Raw genomic sequence first — 22954 nt, forward strand, 5'->3', positions numbered from 1 at the left:
TTCACTGGGTTACGCGATGACCGACCCGAGGTGAACGATGACCGACTCCGCCCCCGTCTCCGATCTCGACCTGTTCGACGACACGGTGCTCGTCGACCCCTACCCCTCCTACGCGGCGCTGCGCGACCTGGGAGGCGTCGTCCGCCTTCCGGCGAACGACGTGTACGCGCTCACGAGGTACGACGTGATCCGCAACGCCCTGGGCGACTGGGAGAGCTTCTCCTCCGCCGGGGCCATCGGCTTCAACCCGATGGTCAACGAGGCGCTGACCGGCACGTCCCTGTCCTCGGACCCGCCGGTGCACACCCAGTTGCGGGCGACCTTGACCGCCAACCTGTCGCCGCGGGCGCTGCGCGGGCTCAAGGCCGGCATCGACGCCAAGGCCGACGCGCTGGTCGGGGAGCTGGTCGACCGGGGCTCGTTCGAGGCCATCGACGCGCTGGCCCGCGCATTCCCGCTGGAGGTCGTCGCGGATCTCATCGGGTTCACCGGTCACGTCCGCGACAACATGCTGCGCTGGGGACAGGCGGCGATGCAGGTGATCGGGCCGATGAACCGGCGCACCGCGGAGAGCTTCCCCATCGCTGGCGAGCTGTACGGCTGGTGCTCGGGCGTGACCGCCGAGGATCTGGCGCCCGGCTCGGTGGGGCGGGGGATCTTCGAGGCCGAGGCGCGCGGCGACATCCCGCCGGGCACGGCCGGCCACATCATCCACCAGTATCTTGGCGCCGGCGTCGACACGACGATCGCCGCCATCGGGAACGTCGTCGCGCTCTTCGCCGCGCACCCCGGCCAGCTCGCGCTGGTGCGGGAGAACCCGTCGCTGGTACCGGCCGCGCTGAACGAGGTGCTCCGCTACTGGGCACCGCTGCACGCCTGGGGGCGTCGTACGACCCGGGACGTGGAGATCGACGGCGTCGTGGTCCCGGCGGGGGCGCAGGTGGCGATCCTGTTCGGGGCCGGCAACCGGGACCCGCGCCACTACGACAACCCCGACGCGTTCCTGGTCGAGCGGAACCCGGCCGACCACCTGTCGTTCGGCTACGGCCCGCACGGCTGCGCCGGCCAGGGGCTGGCCCGGCTGGAGGCGCACGCGGTCATCGAGGCCCTGGCGCGCCGCGTGCGGCGGCTCGTCGTCGGCCCCGAGGTCCGGGTGCCGAGCAACGTCACCCGGAGCATCGAGGAGCTCCCCGTCCTGGAGGTGGTCCCGGTATGAAGATCGTCCTCGACCGTCCCCGCTGTGAAGGACACGGCCTGTGCGAGGAGGCCGCGCCGGAGCTGATGCACCTCGACGACGACGGCGAGCTCGTCCTCGACCGCGAGGAGATCGGCGACGCCGAGGTCCCGCTGGCCAGCGCCGCCGTCCGGGTCTGCCCGGTGGCGGCCCTGCGGCTCGCGTGAGTACGCGGATCAGGCGGGTCGTCGTCGTCGGCAACGGCGTCGCCGGGCTCACCGCGGCCGACTCGCTGCGGGCGAGCGGGTTCGACGGGGAGCTGACCGTCGTCGGTGACGAGCCGCATGCCGCCTACAGCCGTCCGGCGCTGTCGAAGGCGCTCCTGCTCGACGGCGGCGGAGCGGCCCACGAGCTCCCGCCGGCCACGCACGGGGCGACCGAGCTTCTCGGGGTCCGGGCTCGCGGGCTCGACCTGGAGCGCCGGCTCGTCACCCTCGGCGACGGCACCGAGCTGCCGTACGACCGGCTCGTGATCGCCACCGGGGCCCGCGCGCGGCGGCTGTCCGGCCTGCCGGAGGAGCACACGCTGCGTGGCCTGGACGACGCGCTGGCCCTGCGCGACCGGCTGGCCGCGAGCCCGTCCGTGGTCGTGGCCGGCGGCGGCCCGCTCGGCATGGAGATCGCCTCGGCGTGCCTGGTCGCGGGGTGCGAGGTCACGCTCGTCTCCCAGGGGGTGCCGCTGATCGGGCACCTGGGACCGTACCTGGCCGGGGTCTTCGGCGAGGCCGCGCGGGAGCGTGGGCTCACCGTCGTGGAGACCGGCGCCGCGCGGGTCGAGCGGGGCGCGGGCGGCGTGCGCGTCGTCCTGGACGACGGCGCGGTCGTCGAGGCCGAGCTGCTGGTGTCTGCCGCCGGTGACGTCCCCAACACGGAGTGGCTCGCGGGCACGGGCCTCGCCGCGGGCGGGGTCGTCCGGGTCGGCGCGCGCGGGCTGGCCCGCCCCGGCGTCGCGGCGGTCGGCGACCTGGCGGCGTTCCCGACACCGTACGGTCCGCGCCGCGTCCCGCTGTGGAACAGCGCGATCGAGCAGGCGAAGGTGGCCGCGGCCGCCCTCGTGCGCGGGGACGGGGCGCCGCCGCTGCGGTTCCAGCCGTACTTCTGGACCGAGCAGTTCGGGCTCAGCCTCAAGGCGGTGGGCTATCTCCCGGTGGACGGGGAGCCGGAGCACCTGGAGCCGGGCCTGATGCGCTGGTCCCGCGCCGGTGTGGCCGTGGCGCTGAACCACCGGATCCCGATCCCGCGGCTGCGCCGGGCCGCCGCGTAGAGTTTCCTCACGATGAGCGGCGAGGGTGCGGACACCACGGGTTCGGGGCTGGATCGGCTGGCGTCGGTCAACCTCAACCTGCTGGTGCCCCTCCTGGCGATGCTGGAGGAGCGCTCGGTGACCAGGGCCGCCGAGCGCGTCGGGCTCTCCCAGTCGGCGATGAGCCACGCCCTGGGCCGCATGCGACGCCTGCTCGGCGACGACCTCCTCGTCCGGCAGGGCAACGCCGTCACGCTGACCCCGCGCGCCGTGCAGTTGATCGCCCCGTTGCGGGCGACGCTCCAGCAGGCCGCGGACATGGTCAGCCTGCCCGTCTTCGACCCGGCGACCGATCGCCGGGTCATCACCGTCGCGATGACCACCAGCACGGCCTTCGTCCTCGGCGCGCGGCTGGGGCGGCTGGTGGCGGAGCGGGCGCCGCACGCGACGCTGCGCCTGCGCACGATCACCGTGCCGGCCGAGTCGACCTTCACCGAGCACGGCGTGCACGTCGTGCTGATCTCCGAGGCGTTCGCGTCGCCGCACCCGCGCGAGCGCCTGTACGACGACCGTATCGTGGTGGTGGCCTCGGCGGACACGCCGCCGGAGATGAGCCCGCTCGACCTGCTGACCACGCAGCCGCACGTCGTCGTGGACGCGGAGCGGCGGGTCTTCCCGTATCCGGTGCTCGACGAGCAGGGCGTCCCCTACCGGGTCGGGCTGCGGGTCTCCGACTTCCTGCTCGTCCCGTACCTGGTCGGACGGGCGGGCGGGGTCGCCCTGCTGCGCCACCGGGTCGCCGTGGAGATGCGGGCGCTCGTCGGCCTGCGGATCGAGGAGTTCCCGTTCCCGATCCCCGGGCTGGGCATCGACATGGTCTGGAACCCGCATCTGGGTGACCACCCCTTCATGGCCTGGCTGCGTCAGCTCCTGTTCGACGCCGCCCGGCCCTGAAGGGTCTCGATTAGACGGATCGGCGAAGGGTTTGCGGCCCGCGCGGGCGGGTTCCTAGGGTCACCGCCATGGACGATCTTCTGGTACGGCCCGTCGATCCCGCGTCGTTGCCGGCGGCGACGGGCGACTACACGCACGGCACCGTGGTGACCGGTGCCCGGCGCACCCTGTTCGTCAGCGGCCAGGTCCCCTGGGGCGGGCCGGGCCCGCTGCCGGAGGACTTCGACTCCCAGTGCCGGCTGACGTGGCGCAACGTGCTCGCCGTGCTGGCCGAGGCCGGCATGGGGGTGCGCAACCTCGCCAAGGTCACGACGTACCTCTCCGACCGCAGGTATCGCGAGGCCAACAGCCGCATCCGCCAGGAGGTGCTCGGCGACCACCGGCCCGCCCTCACCATCGTCATCACCGGCATCTACGCCGAGGAATGGCTGCTGGAGATCGAGGCGATCGCCGTCGAGGGCTAGCCGGCGTTCAGGTCCAGCAGGTCCCAGCCCAGCGGGGTCAGCTCGTGCCGGGCCGTGCGCGCCACCCGGGTGGTGACGACCAGCCCGGCGCGCCGCAGGTTGGCCACGTGCGCCGAGGCGGTCGCCGGCGTGACGCCCAGCGCCGCGGCGAGGTCGGCGGTGCCGCGGCCGGAACCGCGGGCGAGAGCCCGCAGGACGGCCGCCCGGCGCTCGCCGACCGCGCCCGCCAGGCGTCCGTCCGGCCAGTCGCGTCCCCCGCTGTCGCGCCAGAACGCCCCGGCGGTGCGCGCCGGGTAGAAGAGCATCGGCTGCTGCCGGTCGTTGAGCTGCCGGTGCACCCCGTCGGTCAGGAACATGCTCGGCACCAGGACCAGCCCCCGGCCGCCGAGGGCGTAGTCGGGCGCGACCGGCCCGGCGAACTCCAGGTACGGGTGTTCCCAGCGCACGTGGGGAGGGCAGAGCGTGGCGAGCATGGCCTCCACCCCGTGCCTCGCCGCGAGCCGGGCGCGATAGGCCACGTCCGCCGCGAGCTGGGCGCGCAGCCGCGGCCAGTCGGCGGCCAGCACCGCCCGGTGGAACGCCGCGAACGCGTCCCGCAGCGCTCGCCGGGCCCGGGTGGGCTGGCGCAGCAGCGTGCCGACGACCGGCGGGACGGTATCCAGCACCCCGGCGAACGCGGCGGTGTCCTGCAGCACCGGCGCGGCCGGGTCGTCGAGTGCCGCGTGAAGCTCGTCCTCGAACGTCATCGGGCCGGCGGCGGGCTGCGGCGTCAGGAAGTCGGGCAGATGCCTGGGGTGCGCCGAGCACAGGGCCACCACCGGCCGGGCCGCCGCGGGCAGCGCCGCCCGGCCGGTGTGCCGCCAGGCGGCCAGGCCGGGCGGCGGCTGCGGCAGTCCGAGGCCGCGCGCCGCCTTCAGCGTCTCCTGGAAGGGCATGATGGCGAACCGGACACGTCCGAGATCCGAGTCGGAGAACACCAGGCGCGGCATGCGCCCGAGGCTAGCCGCACCCAGCGCCTGTCGATCACGCGTCTGATGGCGGGCTCAAGTGAGCGGACCACGAGGCCCGCCCGGGGCGGCCTGTTCGGCCATCCCGCGGTACGACAGTCGACGGGGCTCTGTTCGCATCGGGCGACCACCCACCCTCCTATACGACGCGGCACGGGCTGGGTCTCAGGCCGGATCAGCCGCCGACCGCACCGCCGAGATCCACCGGGCGTTCCGTGAACCCGAGGGCGTGGGTCAGGTCGGCGACCCGCTTGAGCTCCGTCATGTCGAGTTCGGCCGGATAGGAGCCGAACGTCATGGCGGCCGCCTCCTCGGGGGAGGTTTTCGTGTAGGTCGGCACCACCTCACGCACCTGCCGGGGATCGCTCGCGATCAGGTGCCGCGCCTTGGCCAGCGCGCGCTGGAAAGCCGCCAGCGTGCGCGGGTGCTTCCGGACCCACTCGGCGGTGGCCGCCAGGCCCGCGGTGTGCAGGTCCGCGAACTCCCGGGGGATCGCGTCCGTCAGGATCCGCGAGCGCTCGCGGCCCACGGTGACGAACGGCTCTGCCAGCAGGGCGGCGTCGAACTGCCCGCTGTTCAGCGCGTGGAGCATCTCGGGATAGGGCTTCTCGACCATCACGACGTCCCGCGGCTTCAGCCCGGCCCGCTTCAGCGCGGCCGTCACCGTCAGCTGCCCGAGACCTCCGAGGTTCGGGATCGCGATCTGCTTGCGCTTCAGGTCGCGCACTGTCCTGATCCTCGACTTGGCGCTCACGACGATCGCGAGGTCTCCCGGCGCGGACCGGTACAGGCCGGCGACGATCCTGAAGTCCTTGCCCTTCTCGTTCGCCCGGAAGAGGGTGGTGTAGTCGGTGTACGCCAGGTCCAGCGCGCCGACTTCGACCTGCGGCGTCGCGGCCCCCGCGCCGGTGACGACCACCGGCTGCACCGTGAGGCCCTCCTCCTGGAAGTAGCCCTCGGACTGGGCCACGAACACGGGCGCCGACTCCACGGTCGGCACCGTCCCGACCTTGATGACCGGCAGCTCCGGCGGGGCGGACGGGCGGGCGGCGGCGCGCGGCTCACCGGGCAGCGCCCGCACCGCGACGGTGACCGCGATCATGGTGACGACGACCACCGCGGCGGCGGCGAACGCCATGACGTTGCGCCGCCTGCGCTGATGGACGGCGATCGCCCGGGCGGCCAGGTCGCGCTCCGGCATGTCGTCCGCGATGCGGCCGAGCTGTTCTCCGAGCCAGGTCATCGGCGTGCCCCCTCACTTCGGGCCGGGTCCTCCAGAACGGGCAGTCTGGGCGCCAGTTCCGGCGCGAGCGCGCGCAGGCGGGCCAGGGCGTGGTGCGCCTGGCTCTTCACGGTGCCGACGGAGCATCCCAGCAGGTCGGCGACGTCACGTTCGGTACGGTCCTCGTAGAAGCGCAGGACGAGCACGGCGCGCTGCTTGGGCGTCAGCCGCATGAGCGCCTGGCGCAGGACGATCCGCAGGACGGCGGAGTCCTCGCAGGAGTAGGCGCGCTCGGGCGGCTCGGCGCTCGGCACCTCGCCGGAACCGCGCCGCCGTCGCCACGAGATGTACTGGTTCACCATGATCCTGCGCGCGTAGGCGTCGAGGTTGTCGATGTGGCGTAACTTCGGCCACCGCCCGATCATGCGGACCAGCACGCTCTGCCAGAGGTCCTCCGCGAGGTGGATCTCTCCGGTGAGCAGGTAGGCCAGGCGCATCAACGGGCGTTGGTGAGCATCCACGAACGCCCGGAAACCGGCATCGCGATCCAACGTCTCTCCTCAGGTCGATACCCCCCAGACGCCGTGGCCGCCGTGGAAGGTTGGCACTTCTGAGGAGGGAGTGACGGTCAGCTCCAGATCGACACGTGGACCGGGGGGCGGAAGCGGGCTCGGGGGATGCCCTCGTCCGGGGAGCGCATCACCTGGGTGGCCGCCGGGGTCGTGAGGAAGTCCAGGAAGGCGTCCGCCGAGGCCGATCGGGTGCCGGGTTCCAGGACGGTCGCGTACCAGGAGACCGGCATGGGGGTGGCCGCCGTCTCCACGACCACCAGTTCCCCGCGCCGGACCTGGGACGCCACCAGGTGCGCGACGGCGGGGGCGACGCCGGCGCCCTCCGCCGCAGCCTTCCAGGCCGCCGTCTGGTTGGCGAAGACGCGTACGTGCGACTCCGGTACGCGCAGCAGCCGCAGCAGCCGGCCGCTGTCGCCGGCCGGGTCGGTGCCGGAGGGACCGACGAGCCAGTGGTCGCGGTGGCCGTGCGGGGCGGCGACGGCGACGAGGCGGCAGCGCAGGACCGGCCGGCTGACCAGTCCGGGGCCGGTCAGCTGCGGTCCGACGGCGACGTCGGCGAGGCGGCTGGTGAGCAGCAGCGGCATCTCGGCGGTGGCGGCGACGCCGGTGCTGGCGTCCATGGATTTGCGCTGGTTGAACAGGCAGACCAGCGGCCCTGCGACGTGCTCGGCGAGGACGCCGTCCATGACCACGTGCAGCCGGGCCGGGCCGCCGGGCTGGACGGCGGCGACGGCCTCGGCGCCGAGTGCGACGATCTGGGAGGCGATGCCGAGCAGGCGGCGGCCGCCCTCGGTGAGCACCATGCCGCCGGCGGAGCGGGTGAGCAGGGGGTCGCCGAGGTGGCGGCGGAGCTGCGCCAGCGATTGCGACACGGCGGGCTCGCTGATGCCGAGCGCGCGGGCGGCGGCCTTGACGGAACCGAGGCGGGCCACGAAGACGAATGCGCCGAGCTGGCTCAGGGTCACCCTTTCTTCATAGATTCCCGGCACGGATTAAGGAATCCCTTATTTCTGGATTGTCCAGCCGAAAGGGTGACAGCACTGTGCAGGCATGCAAGTTCCCGCGACGTTCGCGTACGAAAGAGCGGGCAGCGTCCCGCACGCGTTAGAGCTGCTGGACAGGTACGGCCCCGACGCCCGGGTCGTGGCCGGCGGCCACAGCCTGATCCCGATGATGAAACTGCGCCTGGCCCAGCCCGAGGCGCTGATCGACATCAACGGACTGTCCGAGCTGGCCCAGCTCTCGGTGGAGGACGGCGAGCTGGTCATCGGCTCGATGGTGCGCCACGCCGAGCTCCTGGCCGGCGCGGTCGCCACCGGCCCGTACCCGATCTTCGAGGACGCCGAACGGGTGATCGCCGACCCGATCGTCCGCAACCGGGGCACGGTGGGCGGCTCGCTCTGCCAGGGCGACCCGTCGGAGGACCTGGCGGCGGTGTTCGCGGCGCTCCGCGCCACCGCGGTCATCCAGGGCCCGGCGGGTGTCCGGAAGGTCCCGGTCAGGGAGTTCCATGAGGGACCGTACGAGACCGCCGTCGGCGACGGGGAGCTGCTGCTCGCGCTCCGGGTGCCGATCCTGGACGGGGCGGGGAGCGCGTACGAGAAGGTGGAGCGGCGCGTCGGCGACTGGCCGGTGGCGGCGGCCGGGGCGGTGCTCCAGCTGGACGGCGGGGTGATCGCGCGGGCCGGGATCGGGCTCACGGCGGTGGGCGCCGAGCACTTCTGCGCGCCCGAGGCGGAGGCGCACCTGATAGGGAAGCCGCCGGGCGCGGAGGTGTTCGCGGAGGCGGGCCGGATCGCCGCCGAGCACTGCGAACCCCACTCCGACCAGCGGGGACCCGCCGACTACAAGCGCCACCTGGCCGCCGAGCTGACCCGGCGGGCACTGGCCAGGGCTGTGGAGAGGATCTGACATGCGGATCACGGTGACGGTGAACGGGCAGCCGTACGAGCGCGACGTGGAGCCGCGGCTGCTGCTGACCCACTTCCTGCGCGACGAGCTGGACCTGACGGGCACCCACTGGGGCTGCGACACCTCCAACTGCGGGGTCTGCACCGTCCAGCTCGACGGGGTGCCGGTCAAGTCGTGCACGGTGCTGGCGGTGATGGCCGACGGCCACGAGGTGACGACCGTCGAGGGGCTGGAGAAGGACGGCGAGCTGGACGCGGTGCAGAAGGGGTTCGTGGAGTGCCACGGCCTGCAGTGCGGGTTCTGCACGCCGGGGATGCTGCTGACGGCGCGGTGGCTGCTGGACAACAAGCCCGACCCGGACGAGGGCGAGATCCGCGAGGCGATCTCCGGCCAGCTCTGCCGGTGCACCGGTTACGAGAACATCGTCCGGTCCATCCGCTGGGCGGCAGAGGCGGAGGCCAAGTCATGAGCTTCGGACGCATGCACCGCAAGGAGGACGCCCGCTTCATCCGGGGCCGCGGCAATTACGTCGACGACGTCAAGCTGCCCGGCATGCTGCACGGCGCGATCCTGCGCAGCCCTTACGCGCACGCGCGGATCGTGTCGATCGACACCTCGGCGGCCGAGGCGCACCCCAAGGTCAAGGCCGTCGTCACCGGCGCCACCCTGGCCGGGCTGAACCTGGCCTGGATGCCCACCCTGTCCAACGACGTGCAGGCGGTGCTCGCCACGGACAAGGTGCGCTTCCAGGGGCAGGAGGTCGCGTTCGTGGTGGCCGAGGACCGCTACGCGGCGCGCGACGCGCTGGAGCTGATCGAGGTCGAGTACGAGCCCCTGGACGCGGTCATCGACGCCAGGACCGCGCTCGACGCCGGCGCCCCGGTGATCAGGGACGACCTGGAGGGCAAGGCCGACAACCACATCTTCGACTGGCAGGCGGGCGACAGGGCCAGGACGGACGAGCTGTTCGAGCGGGCCGAGGTGACGGTCGCGCAGGACATGCTCTACCCGCGCGTGCACCCGGCGCCGCTGGAGACGTGCGGCGCGCTCGCCGACTTCGACAAGGTGACCGGCAAGCTGACCGTGTGGTGCCCGACGCAGGCGCCGCACGCGCACCGGACGCTGTACGCGATGGTGGCGGGCCTGCCCGAGCACAAGATCAGGGTGATCTCGCCGGACATCGGCGGCGGGTTCGGCAACAAGGTCGGGATCTACCCCGGGTACGTGTGCGCGATCGTCGGCTCGATCGTCACCGGCCGCCCGGTCAAGTGGATGGAGGACCGCTCGGAGAACCTGATGAGCACCTCCTTCGCCCGCGACTACCACATGCACGGCGAGATCGCCGCCGACCGGGACGGCCGGATCAAGGCGATCCGGGTGAAGGTGCTGGCCGACCACGGGGCGTTCAACGGCACGGCCCAGCCGACGAAGTTCCCCGCCGGGTTCTTCCACGTCTTCACCGGCTCGTACGACCTCGAAGCCGCGCACTGCGAGGTCACCGGCGTCTACACGAACAAGGCGCCAGGAGGCGTCGCGTACGCGTGCTCGTTCCGCATCACCGAGGCCGTCTACCTGGTGGAGCGCCTGATGGACGTGCTGGCGGCCGAGCTGGGCGTGGACCCGGCCGAGCTGCGCATGCGCAACCTGCTCAAGCCCGACCAGTTCCCCTACACCTCACCCACCGGCTGGGAGTACGACTCGGGCGACTACCCCAAGACGCTGAGGCTGGCGCTGGACATGGCCGGCTACGACGAGCTCCGCGCCGAGCAGGCCGCCAAGCGGGCCAGGGGCGAGCTGATGGGCATCGGCATCAGCTTCTTCACCGAGGCGGTCGGCGCCGGGCCGCGCAAGCACATGGACATCCTCGGCCTCGGCATGGCCGACGGCGCCGAGCTGCGCGTGCACCCGACGGGCAAGGCGGTGCTGCGGGTGTCGTGCCAGTCGCAGGGCCAGGGGCACGAGACCACGTTCGCCCAGATCGTCGGCAACGAGCTGGGCATCCCGGCCGACGACGTGGAGGTGGTGCACGGCGACACCGACCAGACGCCGTTCGGTCTCGGCACGTACGGGTCGCGCTCGACGCCGGTGTCGGGCGCGGCGACCGCGGTTGTGGCCAGGAAGGTGCGCGACCGGGCCAAGCTGGTGGCCGCGGCCATGCTGGAGGCCAGCCCGGACGACCTGGAGTGGCAGGACGGCAAGTGGTCGGTGGTCGGCGACCCGTCGACCGCCAAGTCGCTCGCGGAGATCGCGCTGGCCGCGCACTCGAACCTGGAGCTGCCCGAGGGCGTCGAAGGGCACCTGGACGCGGTGACCGTCTACAACCCGCCGAACCTCACCTACCCGTTCGGCGCCTACATCTGCGTGGTCGACGTCGACCCGGGCACCGGGCAGGTGAAGGTGCGCCGGTTCGTGGCGGTGGACGACTGCGGGGTGCGCATCAACCCCATGATCGTCGAAGGGCAGGTGCACGGCGGCCTGGCCGACGGGGTGGGCATGGCGCTCATGCAGGTGATGGCGTTCGACGAGGACGGCAACCACCTGGGCGCCTCCTTCATGGACTACCTGCTGCCCACGTCCATGGAGTGCCCGTCGTGGGAGCTGGGCGAGACGGTCAGCCCGTCGCCGTTCCACCCGATCGGGGCCAAGGGCGTCGGCGAGTCGGCCACCGTCGGCTCCCCCGCCGCCGTGGTCAACGCCGTGGTGGACGCGCTCGCGCCGTACGGGATCCGGCACGCGGACATGCCGCTGACCCCGGCGAACGTGTGGCGGACCATCGACGGGCGGCCGTTCAGGACGGACCTGGCCATCTCATGAGCGAGTTCATCGGCATGCCGGCGCCCCGCCGCCGTGATCGGACGGGCGGGGCGCCGGCCCCGCCGCGTGACGTGCGGGAGCGGGCCGCCGAGCTGCGGTCGGGGCGGGAGCCGTACGTGCTGGCCACGGTCGTGCGCGCGCAGCGGCCGACCAGCGCGAAGGCCGGCGACCGGGCGCTCGTGCTGGCCGACGGGACCGTGGAGGGGTTCGTCGGCGGGCACTGCGCGCTCGACACGGTACGGGCCCAGGGGCTGCGGCTGCTGGAGCCGAGGCGCGCCGGGCACTCGACGCTGCTGCGCATCACGCCCGAGGAGGGCGAGCCGCGCGAGGAGGAGGGGCTGGTCGCCGTCGGCCAGCCGTGCCTGTCCGGCGGCACGCTGGAGATCTTCCTGGAGGCCGTGCTGCCGCCGGTGCTCGTGCACGTGTACGGTGACGGTCCGATCGCGCGGGCGTTCGCCGAGGTGGGGCGGGCGCTCGGCTACCAGGTGGAGGCGTCGGCCGACCCGTGGGCCGCGATCGCCGCCGACACCACCGCGGTGCTGGTGGCCTCGCACGGCGTGTCCGAGGAGCCGGTGCTGCGGGCCGCGCTGGCGGCCGGCGTCCCGTACGTGGGTCTCATCGCCAGCCGCAGGCGGGGAGCAGGCGTGCTGGCAGGGGTGGACGGCGGCGACCGGGTGCGCGTGCCGGCCGGGCTGGACATCGGCGCGCGGACGCCGGGAGAGGTGGCGGTGTCGGTCCACGCGGAGATCATCCAGCTCGGCGTCCGGTCCTAGCTCCCGGCCAGCGGGCAGGCCCTTACTCCGTTAGAGTCTGGGGTGCACAAAGGCATGCCGGGCGGAGGAAACGGTCGGTTGAGTCGACGGGATGACGACGGCGAGAGGACAGCGACGTTGGGGCAGCAGGGCCGCTCCGCTGGCACTCCGCTGACGCCAGAGGACCCGCCCGCGATCGGGCCGTACGAGCTGGCCGGCCGGCTCGGGTCCGGTGGCATGGGCACCGTCTATCTGGCGAAGGGGCCGGACGGCGCGACGGTGGCGCTCAAGGCGATCCGGCGTGACTTCACCGCCGACCCCGTCTACCGGGCGCGCTTCCACGAGGAGGTGTCGAACGCGCGCAAGGTCGCGTCGTTCTGCACGGCCCGGGTGCTCGACCACGGTGAGCACGACGGGGTGCTCTACCTCGTCACCGAGTTCATCGACGGCGTCTCGCTGGAGGACCACCTCATCGAGCACGGCCGGCTGTCGCCGTCGATGCTCCACTCCGCGGCCGTGGGGGTGGCCGCGGCGCTGACCGCCATCCACGCGGCCGGGCTGGTCCACCGCGACCTCAAGCCGGCCAACGTGATGCTGACGCTGGCCGGGCCGCGGGTAATCGACTTCGGGCTGGCCAGGTCCACGCACGTCAGCTCGCGTCACACGAACGCCGGCATGGTGATGGGCACTCCGGGGTGGATCGCTCCCGAGCAGGTCTTCGAGGGCCGCACCAGCCCGGCGGGCGACGTGTTCGCGTGGGGGTCGCTGATCGCGTACGCAGGGCTGGGCGGGCATCCGTTCGGCGAGGGCGACGCCTACGTGATGGCGGCCAGGGCCCGCACCGCCCCGCCCGACCTGCGCGGGCTGCCCGCGCCGCTCGACCGGCTGGTGGCCGCGGCCATCCATCCCGACCCGGCGCGGCGTCCGACGGCCAAGCAGCTGCTGCTGGAGCTGGTGAGCGCCACCGACGAGCCGGCGGCCCAGCTCGCGGCCTCCCGCCATCTCACGGACTCCTGGAACCCCGCGGAGTTCCCCCCGCTGGCCCACCGTCCCGGCGCGCACCCTCACCCGGGCCCGCGTGCCCCGCACCAGGGCGGCAGGGCGGAGCCGCACCCCGAGACCTCCGGCCGTTTCGCCCGCCCCGAGCCCGGCGCGCCCCACCAGCCCCCGCCGGGCGCCCCCAGCGGCCCCCCGCCCGCCGACACCTCCGGCCGCTTCCCCATGCCGGGTCCCGACGCGTCCCGTCAACCGGCTCCCGCAGGCCCCGCCCCGAGACCCACCGACGCCCCACCCCCAGCCGAAACCCCTGGAAACTTCCCGGGCGCGCACCAGGCGCCACCGGCCGAAGCGCCCGGACACTTCCCAGGCTCCGGGCCGGGCGCGCACCAGGCGCCGCCCGCCGAAGCACCCGGACACTTCCCGACCCCGGGACCCGCCGGTCCGCACCAGGCGCCACCGGCCGAGGCGCCTGGAAACTTCCCGGGCGCGCACCAGGCTCCGCCTGCCGAGGCGCCCGGACACTTCCCAGGCTCCGGGCCGGGCGGGCATCAGGCGCCGCCCGCGGAGACGTCCGGGAACGTACCGCGGCCGGGGCCGCGCCCCGCTGTGCCGCCTGCCGAGACGTCGGGGAACTTCCGGCGCTCCGGGCCCGGGGGGCCGTACCAGGCGCCGCCTGCCGAGACGTCCGGGAACGTGCCGCGGCCGGGGCCGGGCGGGCCGCATCAGGGGCCGCGCCCCGCTGTGCCGCCTGCGGAGACCTCAGGGAACGTGCCGAGGTCCGGGGGGCGTGGGCCGCGTCAGGGGCCGCCCGGCGAGGCGTCGGGGACCTTCCAGGGGCCGCGGCAGGCGGCGCCCATGCCGCCCGCCGAGACGTCCGGGCGCTTCCCGCGGCCGGGGCGTCAGGCGCCGCAGATGCCTCCGCATCAGACCGGGCAGGGCCCGCTGCCCCGCCGTGGCCCGCTGCCGCCCGGCGCCCGGCCCGCCAAGCCGGGCCGGAGCCTGTTCACCGGCTGCCTGGCCGCTGTGGTGATCATGCTGGTGCTGCTCGCGCTGCTGGTCGCCGTGCTGGTGTGGATGTCCCGTGGCCCGTCCGCGGGCGAGGCGGGCAACCCGGTGCAGGACGGCAAGCTGACCTTCACCGTCAGCGAGTGCGCCGAGCCGCCCGCCTGCCGCGTAGCACTCGACCGAGTCAGGTGATCGGCGGACGCTGAGGTCTCGACCGAGGCTCAGGGCTCGACCGAGGCTCAGATGTCTGCTGAGGCGCGGGCCAGGAGGACGGGCTCGGTGATCGGGGACTCGTGGGTGCCCGGCACCGTGCAGGCGTGCGCCCCGGCGACCGCCCCCAGCGTGACGCACCGCTCCAGCGGCAGCCCGTTGAGCGTCCCGTACAGGAAGCCGGAGACGAACGCGTCGCCCGCGCCGTTGCTGTCGGCGACCGGTGCCGGCAGCGGGGCGGCGGGGAAGGCGCGCACCTCGCCGCCGCGCGTCAGGACGAGGCAGCCGCCGGCGCCGCGGGTGCAGACGACGGTGCGGGCGCGCCCGCGGGCCAGGATGCCGCGCATCGCCGCCACCGGGTCCTCCAGCGCGGTGGCTGACAGGAACACCAGGTCGGAGCGGTACGCGAAGTCCTGGTGGAAGTCGTCGGCACCGTCCCAGTCGTGCAGGTCGGTGGAGACGGGCACGCCGCCGAGGTCGTCGAAGACGTCGCGGCAGATGTCGGAGAGCGACACGTGCACGTGACGGGCCCGGACGCCGGCGTAGAGCGCGCGGGGCAGGCGCTCGCCGGGGGTGGCCTTGGCGTCGAAGAACGACGTGCGGCGGCCGTCGGGGGCGACCAGCAGGACGCTGCGCCGGGTGCCCCCGGCGGCGGTGCCCCACGCGCAGGCGACGTGGCGCAGCGCGTCACGGACGAGCGCGCCCTGCGGATCGTCGCCGATCAGGTCGGCGAAGGCGACGTCCATCCCGAGGGCCGCGCACCCGAGGCTCACCCCTGACCCGGTGTTCCCGATCCGATCGACCACGGGCGGCACCGGATAGGTGTCACGGTAGGGCAGCGGCAGCTCCGGCACGTAAACGGTGGTGTCGACCCCCGCCCCGCCCAGCACCAGCACGTCACACGTCACAGTCCCGCCCTCCTCCTCGCACGAGCACTTACGGCGGGCACAGCGGGCCGTAAGGCACGCATGACGGCGCCCGGCCCGAGGGGTTTCCCAAAAAGCCCTTGCCTGCCCCGACGACGGTCCGCGGCCACCCGAAGCGGCACCCAGCCGGAAGTTCCCCGAAGAATCACCGGAAAAGACCCTCAACTGCCCCGGCGGCTGTCCCCCGGCCGGAGATTGCCAGAACCATCACCCGCAAAACCCTCAGCTCCCCTGACGGCCAGCTCCTGGACACAAGGAGCGGCACCCTCCGGAAGCATCACCCGAAACCGACAGCGAGCCACCGGACACCAGGAGCGGCACCCGGCCAGGGGTTGCCAGAACCATCACCGGTTGACCAGCGGGCCGGAGCCGGTGGAGCCGCGGACCACCAGCTCGGGCTGGAAGATGAGCTCGACGTGCTTGGCGGACGCGCCGCCGACCTCTTCGAGGAGGGTCTGCACGGCGGCCGTGGCCATCGGGCCGATCGGTTTGCGCACGGTGGTCAGCGGCGGGTCGGTGAAGGCGATGAGCGGCGAGTCGTCGAAGCCGACCACCGACACCTCGCCCGGCACGGTGAGCCCGCGCTGGCGGCAGGCGCGGATCGCGCCCAGCGCCATCAGGTCGCTGGCGCACACGATGCCGGTGCAGCCGCGGTCGAGGAGCTGCGTGGCGGCGGCCTGGCCGCCCTCGACGGAGAACAGCGAGTGGGTGATGAGGTCGTCCACGTCGTCGGCGCCGAGGAGCACCCTCATGGCCTCGCGGAAGCCTTCGATCTTGCGGATGACGGGGACGAACCGGCGCGGCCCGAGCGCCAGCCCGATGCGCTCGTGGCCGAGGTCGGCCAGGTGACGGACGGCGAGGCGGGCGGCCATGCGGTCGTCGGCCGAGATGAACGGGGCGTCGATGTGCTCGTTGTAGCCGTCGACCAGCACGATCGGCAGGCCGCGGTCGGTGAGCCGGGTGTAGCGGTCCATGCGGGCGGTGGTGTCGGCGTGTAACCCTGACACGAACACGATGCCGCTCACCCCGCGGTCGACCAGCAGTTCGGTGAACTCGTCCTCGGGGGCGCCGCCGGGCAGCTGCGTGCAGAGCACGGGCGTGTAGCCGTGCTGGGTCAGCGCCTTCTCGATGGCCTGCGCGAACGCCGGGAAGATCGGGTTGTCGAGCTCGGGGGTGACCAGCCCGATGAGGCCGTTGCTGCGCTGGCGCAGCCGGGGCGGCCGCTCGTAGCCCATGAGGTCGAGCGCGGTCATGACCGCCTGGCGGGTCGTCGCCGAGACGCCCGGCTTGCCGTTGAGCACGCGGCTGACCGTGGCCTCGCTCACCCCGGCCTGGGCCGCGATGTCGGCAAGGCGGGCGGGTCCGTTCATCAGAAACCTCCGAGTAAGCCCCCGCCTTCAGGCGAGGGAGGAATCGGACCCTTGCGGAGCATCACAAGAGGCAGGCGATTCACGGTCCGGCACATCGTCTCATATCGAACAGCAGTGCGAACCGGCCTCGATCGTCCGGCAGACGGTCCGAGGCGCTCGCCGACGGGCCGGCGGAGCGCCGGAAGGCCTGTGGAGCCGGTGTGGGACCTCAACGAGAATCCTCTCGCGCGGGCGACGGGCCGTGAAGCGGGAACCCGTCAGGCCGGATGCCTCATTCTCCACCAGGCCGCCGAATCGGGCGCGCCGGGCTCGTCCGAGGCCAGGAGGAGGTCGCCGTCGACGGCGAAGCCGACCGGTGACCCTGTCAGGTTGACGGTGCACAGCAGGTCGCCCCGCGACAGCACGAGGGTCCCCTCGGGAGAGTCGTGCCAGGTCAGGTCGCCGTCGAAGGAGCGGCGCAGCCGGAGCGCCTCCCGGTAGAGCTCCAGGGTGGAGCCGGGCACGCCCTGCTGGGCCTCCACGCTGAGCCCGGCCCACGCGGCGGGGATGGGCAGCCACGGCTCACGCCAGCCGAGGTCGCGCGTCCAGGGCAGCGGCACCCGGCAGCCGTCGCGGCCGCTGTCGGGGTCGCGCAGCCGCTGCGGGTCGCGCAGGACCTCCTCCGGCAGGTCGAGCACCTCGGGCAGGCCCAGCTCGTCGCCCTGGTAGATGTAGGCGGAGCCGGGCAGGGCGAGCGTGAGCAGGGCGGCGGCGCGGGCCCTGGCCAGGCTGCCGTAGCGGGTGACGTGGCGCTTGACGTCGTGGTTGGACAGCACCCAGGTGGTCGGCGCGCCGACCGAGGCGGCGGTGGCGAGCGAGCTGTCGATCACCTCGCGCAGCGCCTGAGCCTCCCAGGGGGCGAACAGGTAGTGGAAGTTGAACGCCTGGTGCAGCTCGTCCGGCCGCACGTAGAGGGCCAGGCGCTCGGGGGTGGGCGCCCAGGCCTCGGCCACGCCGATCCGCTCCCCCGGGTACGAGTCGAGGATGCGCCGCCACGACCGGTGGATCTCGTGCACGCCGTCGTTGTCGAAGTACGGCACCACGTCGTTGCCGATGAGCCGGGTCTGCCCGGAGTGACCGATGTCGGGCAGGCCGGCCGGTTTGACCATGCCGTGCGCCACGTCGATCCGGAAGCCGTCGACGCCCAGGTCGAGCCAGAAGCGCAGGATCGACTCGAACTCGGCCCGCACCTCGGGATGCTCCCAGTTGAGGTCGGGCTGGGAGGGGTCGAACAGGTGGAGGTACCACTGGCCGTCGGCGACCTGGGTCCAGGCCGGGCCGCCGAAGATGGACTCCCAGTCGTTGGGCCGGTCACGGAAGACGTAGCGGTCGCGGTTGGCCCCGCGCAGCGCCTCCTGGAACCAGGGGTGCTGGTCGGAGGTGTGGTTGGGCACGATGTCGACGATCACCCGCAGGCCGAGCCCGTGTGACTCGTCGATCAGCGCCTTGGCGTCGCCGAGCGTGCCGAAGAGCGGGTCGACGTCGCGGTAGTCGGCGACGTCGTAGCCGAAGTCGGCCATCGGCGAGGGGTAGAAGGGCGTCAGCCAGATCGCGTCCACGCCGAGCGCGGCGAGGTAGGGCAGGCGATCACGGACGCCTATCAGGTCGCCGACCCCGTCGCCGTCGCCGTCGGCGAAACTACGCACGTACACCTGGTAGATCGCGGCGTCCCGCCACCACGTCGCCATAAGCCACCCCCTGAGTCCCGACCATTGAAAGACCTTACCGCAAGTTTTCGCAAGCCCTTCCAAGTAACACATTTCGGAAATAACGGCGTAAGGCACCCCAAAACTCTCGACCGAAACCAGGTATCAGCAGAACTTTTATGTCAAGGGTGGACATGCAGTGTTAATGCGCGATGTACTACCTCTTCAATCCGTCCCCGTCACAGGTGACACGCGCGCAAGGTGTGGGCCCATGAGCTCAGTCGTTCTCGACAACGTGACCAAGGTGTATCCAGGTGATTACCTGGCGGTCGACAAGCTGAGCCTTAGGGCCGAGGACGGCGAGTTCCTCGTCCTCCTCGGCCCGTCCGGTTGCGGCAAGTCCACACTGCTGCGCATGATCGCCGGCCTTGAGGACATCACCGAGGGCGAGCTCTGGCTCGACGGCCAGCTCGCCAACCACGTGGCCCCCCGCGACCGCGACGTGGCCATGGTGTTCCAGAGCGGCGCGCTCTACCCGCACCGGACCGTGCGCGGCAACATCGCCTTCCCCCTGGAGATCGCCAAGGCGGACCCGCAGATGGTGCGCGACCGCGTCACCGAGTTGTCCAAGGCCCTGCACATCGACGAGACCCTGGAGCGGCGGCCGGGAACGCTCTCCGGCGGCCAGCGCCAGCGGGTGGCCATGGGCCGCGCGATCGTCAGGCAGCCCAAGCTGTTCCTGATGGACGAGCCGCTGTCGAACCTGGACGCGGGGATGCGGACCGAGTTGCGCATGGAGATCTCCGCGCTGGTCAGGTCGCTCGGCATCACCACCATCTACGTGACGCACGACCAGGTGGAGGCGCTGACGCTGGCCGACCGCATCGCGATCCTGAACCGCGGCGTGCTGCAGGACGTCGGCACTCCGGCCCAGATTTACAACGATCCAGCGACCGCCTTCGTCGCCGCGTTCCTCAACTCCCAGCAGCTCAACCTGCTCTCGGCCAACGTGCACACGCCGCAGAACCAGTTCGTCCTGCTCGACTTCGGCCCGCACCGGCTGTCCATCCCGTGGAGCGACCCGCGCGCGTACGCGATCTCGCAGCACACCGGCGGGCAGGTGCTGGTCGGCATGCGGCCGGACGGGCTGGCGCCGGTGCCGGAGTCGTACGACGGACCGGCCTTCTACGGGCGGGTGCGCACGCTGGAGTATCACGGCCACGAGTGGATGGCCTACATCGAGTGCGGGGTGCCGGCCGTGCCGGTGCCCGAGCCGCCGGACCCGCGCGAGGGGCGCAACGGCCATCACGCCGCCTCGGGCGGGATCGGCGCGCTGATGCGGCGCATGTTCCCGCAGCGGGAGGAGGAGCCGCAGGAACAGGAGCAGGTCGGCCAGAACGTCGGCAACGGCGTGCACCGCCGCGCCGACCTGACGGTCCGGCTGGGCAACCGCCCGGTGTGGCGTACGGGCGACGCGGCCAAGGTGGGCGTGGACATGAGCCGGTTGATGATCTTCACCCCCGACGGCGCCCGCATCGACAAGCCGCGCCGCTAGCCACCGCACGTCGCCGCCTCCCTCGCCGCCTCCCTCGCCGGAGCCCTCGCAGACAGGTACGCGCCCGCGCGCCCCGGGGTTCGATCCCGCGATGGCTCACCGGGGGCGCGGCGGGGGCACGACCGTCCAGCGCGGGCCGTCGGGCGTGTCTTCCACCAGCACGCCGCCCTCCAGCAGGGCCTCGCGCAGCGCGTCGGCCACCTCGTAGCGGCCCTGGGCGCGCAGCTCTCCGCGGAGCGCCAGGAGCGGCCCCATGACGGTGTGGACGCCCGCCGTGGCCGCCTGCTCGCCGAGCCGGGCGATCAGCAGCCGCATCAGCTCTCTGGCCTGGTCGACGCCGCCCGCGTCTTCCTCGGTGTCGGCCGCCCAGGAGACGATCTCGGCCTCCAGCTCCAGCACCGCGCGGGCGGCCGCCGCCAGGTCGGGCGCGGCCACCGCCGCGGCGAAGGCGCGCTCGGCGGCACTCATGGTCTCCTCCAGCGTCACCCCGGCCTGCTGGACCGCCGGCGGCGGGGCCGGGACGGGCGTGCCGGCGCCGCCCTCGGCGAGGCGGCGCAGCTCGGCGAGCCCGGTGCGGGTGCCCGCGGGCAGCACGGTGACCGAGCCGGGCAGCCGGACCGTGACGCCGCCGCGGCCCGCCACCTCGACGGCCTCCGTCTCCAGGTCGATGACGAGCGCGGTGTGCTCGTCGACGCCGAGCACGGCGGTGCCCGGCGGCAGCTCGCGCTCCATCCGCGACAGCCGCCGCTCCCCCAGGTAGCAGTAGCGGGTGTCGTGGGTGCCGCCCTCGGCGTTGTCGAAATGGGGGATCAGCACGGCGTGCAGCCCGAGCGGCTCCAGCAGGTCGATGCCCTCGCGCCAGCAGGGCTCGGCGCCGACCTTGTAGATCTCGTACACCGGCACCGTCGCCAGGCCGGCCGTGCAGGCGGCGGCGGAGGCGAGCACGGTCACCCCGGACCGCGCCCGCACCCTGGCCCGCAGGTCGCCGGCCACGCCGGAGTGGGTCCAGCGGTCGAGCGCGTAGGTGGGGCTGCCCGGCCCGGAGAACACCCAGTCGGCGCCGGCGACGCCGGGCGCCACCTCGACGTCCAGGCCGACGCTGCGGGCGAAGTAGCGGCGGGCGCGCGCGGAGATGTCGGCCGCGTTCTCCTGGAACGCGTAAGGCGTGTCGAGCAGCACGGCCCGCGCCCCCGGCCGCAGCCGGCGCGCGGCGGCGCGGTGCACCTCCACCATGGTCGGGCTCGTCTCTCCCGATCCCATCAGCACGAGCAAGCCGGGCATGGGCCCTCCCCCTTCCGTCGTCCGCCTCCCGACCACTACCGCAAGAGAGGCGACACACATGCGGGATTTACGTTATTGCGTATGATTGGCAGTAAGCTGCGGACGGTGACGGGAAGACACGTGGTCTGGGTCGAGACGCTCATGCTAAGGGCGGACGCCGACAGTTCGTGGGCTTACCGGCGCGCCGAGACGCGTCCGGAGCCCGGCGAGAGCCCCGACGAGGCCGCGCGCCGCGTCTGCGGGATCTCCGCCGGCGACCCGCTCACCGTCGTCCACTCCACGAGCTGGCGCCACCTGGCGGGCGGCGAGATCGTGCTCACCTACGCGGTGTGCCCCGACCCCGCGCCGTGGCTGCCCGCCGTCGCGCTGCCCCGGCTGGAGCTCGCCATGGGCGCGGCTCCCGCCCGGCCCTCGCCGGAGCGGGTGGAGGTGGCCCACGTGGCCGCGCACGCGGTCCGCCACCTGGCGTTCCTGATGACGGAGGACCCTATCGTGCGGCGGACGTTGCTGAGGCATCCTCTGCTGGCCCCCGCGCTGGAACGGTGGACGACCTCGACCGCGCGATCCGCCGGCCCAGCTCCTGCATGGGCCGCTCCACGAAGCGGTACGTGAACGCGCTCACCAGCACCACCATCGTCAGCGCCAGCGCCGTCATGGCGAGCTGGTAGGGCAGCGGCTCCGCCCGGAGGTCGCCGGACACCCAGGTGAAGTACCTCAGCAGCGGGTGGTGCACCAGGTAGAGCGAGTAGCTGACGAGCCCCAGCCAGACGAGCACCCGGGGCACCCGCCGCCCGCGCAGCGCCATGCCCGCCGCGAACGTGGCGGCCACGAGCACGATCGTGGTGATCCAGATGTCGGGCTGGACCCACCACCACCCGGCCATGATCGCCAAGAACGGCACGCAGGCGACCGCCACGAGCGTGACCGCCACCGGCCACAACCGGCCCTCGCCCCGCTCCCAGCGGTAGATCGCGGTGCCGGCGAACATCAGCGCCAGCACCGCCACCCCCACCCACGGCACCCGGCTGCCCAGCACCAGCAGCGTCAGCGCCATCACGCCCAGCACGGCCGCGGCCGTCCGGCGGAACCGCCCGGTGATCAGGCAGACGAGGCCGGTCACGAACACCGCGCACGACACGTACGCGACCCAGCCGCCGGTCAGCACCCCCCGCGTCATCAGCACCCCGGTCGCCACCGCCCCGGCCGCGAACAGCATCGCCAGCAGCCCGCTGCGGTGGTGCAGCCGGACCATGAACAGCGCCGTGACCATCAGGTAGAACACCATCTCGTACGAGAGCGTCCACATGGTGTCGGCGACCCCGGCCACGTCCACGACGTCGAGCAGCATGGTGGCGTGGCCGGCGACCGACGCCCAGTCGCGCTCGACCGCCTCGCGGACCGGCACCCACCAGTGGAGCGCGACCACCAGCAGGCCGACGGCCAGGAAGAGCGGGTAGAGGCGGAACACGCGGCTGAGCCAGAACGTGCGCACGTCGCCGTGGCGCTCCAGCGACGCCGGGATGATGTAGCCGCTGACCAGGAAGAACACGAAGATCCCGTACACGCCGAGATGGAACCACTGCGGGCGCACGGAAGGCAGGAACCACGGGGTCATGTGCTCGGCGACCACGGCCAGCGCGCCGATGCCACGCAGCGCGTCCAGCCACGCCAGGCGTGGCTGGGCCGGAGCGGAGGCTTCTGACACCCGCCCAAACCTACCCGTACCCATAGGAGAAATGCTCGGCGATCA

Annotated in this window: 20 protein-coding genes; 11 read left to right on the top strand and 9 right to left on the bottom strand. The window is 73.1% G+C overall.

Going from position 1 to position 22954, the window contains the following annotated elements; genetic code table 11:
- Window positions 1-37 precede the first annotated feature (37 nt).
- The 5 genes from ABD999_RS06450 to ABD999_RS06470 all read left to right on the top strand — a co-directional run bounded on the left by ABD999_RS06450 (window position 38) and on the right by ABD999_RS06470 (window position 3895).
- The gene (locus ABD999_RS06450) at window positions 38-1216 is read left to right on the top strand and encodes a cytochrome P450 (RefSeq protein ID WP_271280166.1); all 1179 of its coding nucleotides are present in this window, start codon (window positions 38-40) and stop codon (window positions 1214-1216) included.
- A complete protein-coding gene (locus tag ABD999_RS06455; protein ID WP_219544573.1) occupies window positions 1213-1401 on the top strand; it encodes a ferredoxin in 189 nt (62 codons plus the stop codon). The genes ABD999_RS06450 and ABD999_RS06455 overlap by 4 nt, the downstream gene beginning before the upstream one ends.
- Window positions 1398-2498 carry an NAD(P)/FAD-dependent oxidoreductase gene (locus ABD999_RS06460; RefSeq protein ID WP_271280167.1) on the top strand — a complete coding sequence of 367 codons (1101 nt, stop codon included), beginning with the start codon at window positions 1398-1400 and terminating at the stop codon, window positions 2496-2498. Before ABD999_RS06455 ends, ABD999_RS06460 begins: the two co-directional genes overlap by 4 nt.
- Window positions 2499-2510: 12 nt before the next feature.
- On the top strand, window positions 2511-3431 hold the full coding sequence (locus ABD999_RS06465; protein WP_271280168.1) for a LysR family transcriptional regulator: 921 nt from the start codon (window positions 2511-2513) through the stop codon (window positions 3429-3431).
- Between the two features lie 68 nt (window positions 3432-3499).
- Window positions 3500-3895 carry a RidA family protein gene (locus tag ABD999_RS06470; protein ID WP_271280169.1) on the top strand — a complete coding sequence of 132 codons (396 nt, stop codon included), beginning with the start codon at window positions 3500-3502 and terminating at the stop codon, window positions 3893-3895.
- Here ABD999_RS06470 and ABD999_RS06475 read toward each other — a convergent pair.
- The 4 genes from ABD999_RS06475 to ABD999_RS06490 form a co-directional block, all read right to left on the bottom strand.
- Window positions 3892-4884, bottom strand: coding sequence for an ArsR/SmtB family transcription factor (locus tag ABD999_RS06475; RefSeq protein ID WP_345482618.1), 993 nt, complete (start codon window positions 4882-4884; stop codon window positions 3892-3894). The two genes, ABD999_RS06470 and ABD999_RS06475, sit on opposite strands and share 4 nt — an antisense overlap.
- A gap of 193 nt (window positions 4885-5077) precedes the next feature.
- Window positions 5078-6145, bottom strand: a complete 1068-nt coding sequence (locus ABD999_RS06480) for an ABC transporter substrate-binding protein (protein WP_271280187.1) — start codon at window positions 6143-6145, stop codon at window positions 5078-5080.
- Complete coding sequence (locus ABD999_RS06485; RefSeq protein ID WP_271280188.1) at window positions 6142-6675, bottom strand: SigE family RNA polymerase sigma factor; 534 nt, start codon at window positions 6673-6675, stop codon at window positions 6142-6144. Before ABD999_RS06485 ends, ABD999_RS06480 begins: the two co-directional genes overlap by 4 nt.
- A gap of 77 nt (window positions 6676-6752) precedes the next feature.
- A complete protein-coding gene (locus ABD999_RS06490; RefSeq protein ID WP_271280189.1) occupies window positions 6753-7661 on the bottom strand; it encodes a LysR family transcriptional regulator in 909 nt (302 codons plus the stop codon).
- An 85-nt stretch (window positions 7662-7746) separates the two neighbouring features.
- Between ABD999_RS06490 and ABD999_RS06495 the strand changes: the two genes are divergently transcribed.
- The 5 genes from ABD999_RS06495 (at window position 7747) to ABD999_RS06515 (ending at window position 14369) form a co-directional block, all read left to right on the top strand.
- Entirely contained in the window at window positions 7747-8607 is an 861-nt protein-coding gene (locus ABD999_RS06495) for an FAD binding domain-containing protein (RefSeq protein WP_148032425.1), read from the top strand.
- 1 nt (window position 8608) lies between these two features.
- The gene (locus ABD999_RS06500) at window positions 8609-9076 is read left to right on the top strand and encodes a (2Fe-2S)-binding protein (protein ID WP_148032426.1); all 468 of its coding nucleotides are present in this window, start codon (window positions 8609-8611) and stop codon (window positions 9074-9076) included.
- A complete protein-coding gene (locus ABD999_RS06505) occupies window positions 9073-11421 on the top strand; it encodes an aerobic carbon-monoxide dehydrogenase large subunit (RefSeq protein ID WP_148032427.1) in 2349 nt (782 codons plus the stop codon). Before ABD999_RS06500 ends, ABD999_RS06505 begins: the two co-directional genes overlap by 4 nt.
- Complete coding sequence (locus ABD999_RS06510) at window positions 11418-12194, top strand: XdhC family protein (protein WP_222709005.1); 777 nt, start codon at window positions 11418-11420, stop codon at window positions 12192-12194. The genes ABD999_RS06505 and ABD999_RS06510 overlap by 4 nt, the downstream gene beginning before the upstream one ends.
- 117 nt (window positions 12195-12311) lie before the next feature.
- Complete coding sequence (locus ABD999_RS06515) at window positions 12312-14369, top strand: serine/threonine-protein kinase (protein ID WP_345482619.1); 2058 nt, start codon at window positions 12312-12314, stop codon at window positions 14367-14369.
- A gap of 47 nt (window positions 14370-14416) precedes the next feature.
- Here ABD999_RS06515 and ABD999_RS06520 read toward each other — a convergent pair whose 3' ends face one another.
- The 3 genes from ABD999_RS06520 to ABD999_RS06530 form a co-directional block, all read right to left on the bottom strand.
- On the bottom strand, window positions 14417-15295 hold the full coding sequence (locus tag ABD999_RS06520) for a carbohydrate kinase family protein (RefSeq protein WP_271279753.1): 879 nt from the start codon (window positions 15293-15295) through the stop codon (window positions 14417-14419).
- Window positions 15296-15657: 362 nt separating this feature from the next.
- A complete protein-coding gene (locus ABD999_RS06525; RefSeq protein WP_271279752.1) occupies window positions 15658-16683 on the bottom strand; it encodes a LacI family DNA-binding transcriptional regulator in 1026 nt (341 codons plus the stop codon).
- A 257-nt stretch (window positions 16684-16940) separates the two neighbouring features.
- Entirely contained in the window at window positions 16941-18410 is a 1470-nt protein-coding gene (locus ABD999_RS06530) for a glycoside hydrolase family 13 protein (protein ID WP_148032431.1), read from the bottom strand.
- Window positions 18411-18639: 229 nt separating this feature from the next.
- On the opposite strand from ABD999_RS06530, the gene ABD999_RS06535 reads away from it, so the two are divergent.
- Window positions 18640-19923 carry an ABC transporter ATP-binding protein gene (locus tag ABD999_RS06535; RefSeq protein ID WP_271279751.1) on the top strand — a complete coding sequence of 428 codons (1284 nt, stop codon included), beginning with the start codon at window positions 18640-18642 and terminating at the stop codon, window positions 19921-19923.
- A gap of 96 nt (window positions 19924-20019) precedes the next feature.
- Here ABD999_RS06535 and ABD999_RS06540 read toward each other — a convergent pair whose 3' ends face one another.
- Together ABD999_RS06540 and ABD999_RS06545 are read right to left on the bottom strand one after the other, a co-directional pair.
- On the bottom strand, window positions 20020-21204 hold the full coding sequence (locus tag ABD999_RS06540; protein ID WP_271279750.1) for a type 1 glutamine amidotransferase family protein: 1185 nt from the start codon (window positions 21202-21204) through the stop codon (window positions 20020-20022).
- Between the two features lie 487 nt (window positions 21205-21691).
- Window positions 21692-22909, bottom strand: a complete 1218-nt coding sequence (locus ABD999_RS06545; protein ID WP_271279749.1) for an acyltransferase family protein — start codon at window positions 22907-22909, stop codon at window positions 21692-21694.
- Window positions 22910-22954: the final 45 nt, after the last annotated feature.

Source organism: Nonomuraea ferruginea, from assembly GCF_039540635.1.
Taxonomy (GTDB): domain Bacteria; phylum Actinomycetota; class Actinomycetes; order Streptosporangiales; family Streptosporangiaceae; genus Nonomuraea; species Nonomuraea ferruginea.

What these genes read in the sequence shown, in the direction of transcription:
- ABD999_RS06455 (WP_219544573.1), top strand. Translation starts at nt 1,213, where the DNA reads ATGAAGATCGTCCTCGACCGTCCCCGCTGTGAAGGACACGGCCTGTGC.
- ABD999_RS06470 (WP_271280169.1), top strand. Translation starts at nt 3,500, where the DNA reads ATGGACGATCTTCTGGTACGGCCCGTCGATCCCGCGTCGTTGCCGGCG.
- ABD999_RS06510 (WP_222709005.1), top strand. Translation starts at nt 11,418, where the DNA reads ATGAGCGAGTTCATCGGCATGCCGGCGCCCCGCCGCCGTGATCGGACG.
- ABD999_RS06480 (WP_271280187.1), bottom strand. Translation starts at nt 6,145, where the DNA reads ATGACCTGGCTCGGAGAACAGCTCGGCCGCATCGCGGACGACATGCCG.
- ABD999_RS06530 (WP_148032431.1), bottom strand. Translation starts at nt 18,410, where the DNA reads ATGGCGACGTGGTGGCGGGACGCCGCGATCTACCAGGTGTACGTGCGT.
- ABD999_RS06465 (WP_271280168.1), top strand. Translation starts at nt 2,511, where the DNA reads ATGAGCGGCGAGGGTGCGGACACCACGGGTTCGGGGCTGGATCGGCTG.
- ABD999_RS06495 (WP_148032425.1), top strand. Translation starts at nt 7,747, where the DNA reads ATGCAAGTTCCCGCGACGTTCGCGTACGAAAGAGCGGGCAGCGTCCCG.
- ABD999_RS06500 (WP_148032426.1), top strand. Translation starts at nt 8,609, where the DNA reads ATGCGGATCACGGTGACGGTGAACGGGCAGCCGTACGAGCGCGACGTG.
- ABD999_RS06475 (WP_345482618.1), bottom strand. Translation starts at nt 4,884, where the DNA reads ATGCCGCGCCTGGTGTTCTCCGACTCGGATCTCGGACGTGTCCGGTTC.
- ABD999_RS06525 (WP_271279752.1), bottom strand. Translation starts at nt 16,683, where the DNA reads ATGAACGGACCCGCCCGCCTTGCCGACATCGCGGCCCAGGCCGGGGTG.
- ABD999_RS06535 (WP_271279751.1), top strand. Translation starts at nt 18,640, where the DNA reads ATGAGCTCAGTCGTTCTCGACAACGTGACCAAGGTGTATCCAGGTGAT.
- ABD999_RS06505 (WP_148032427.1), top strand. Translation starts at nt 9,073, where the DNA reads ATGAGCTTCGGACGCATGCACCGCAAGGAGGACGCCCGCTTCATCCGG.
- ABD999_RS06450 (WP_271280166.1), top strand. Translation starts at nt 38, where the DNA reads ATGACCGACTCCGCCCCCGTCTCCGATCTCGACCTGTTCGACGACACG.
- ABD999_RS06540 (WP_271279750.1), bottom strand. Translation starts at nt 21,204, where the DNA reads ATGCCCGGCTTGCTCGTGCTGATGGGATCGGGAGAGACGAGCCCGACC.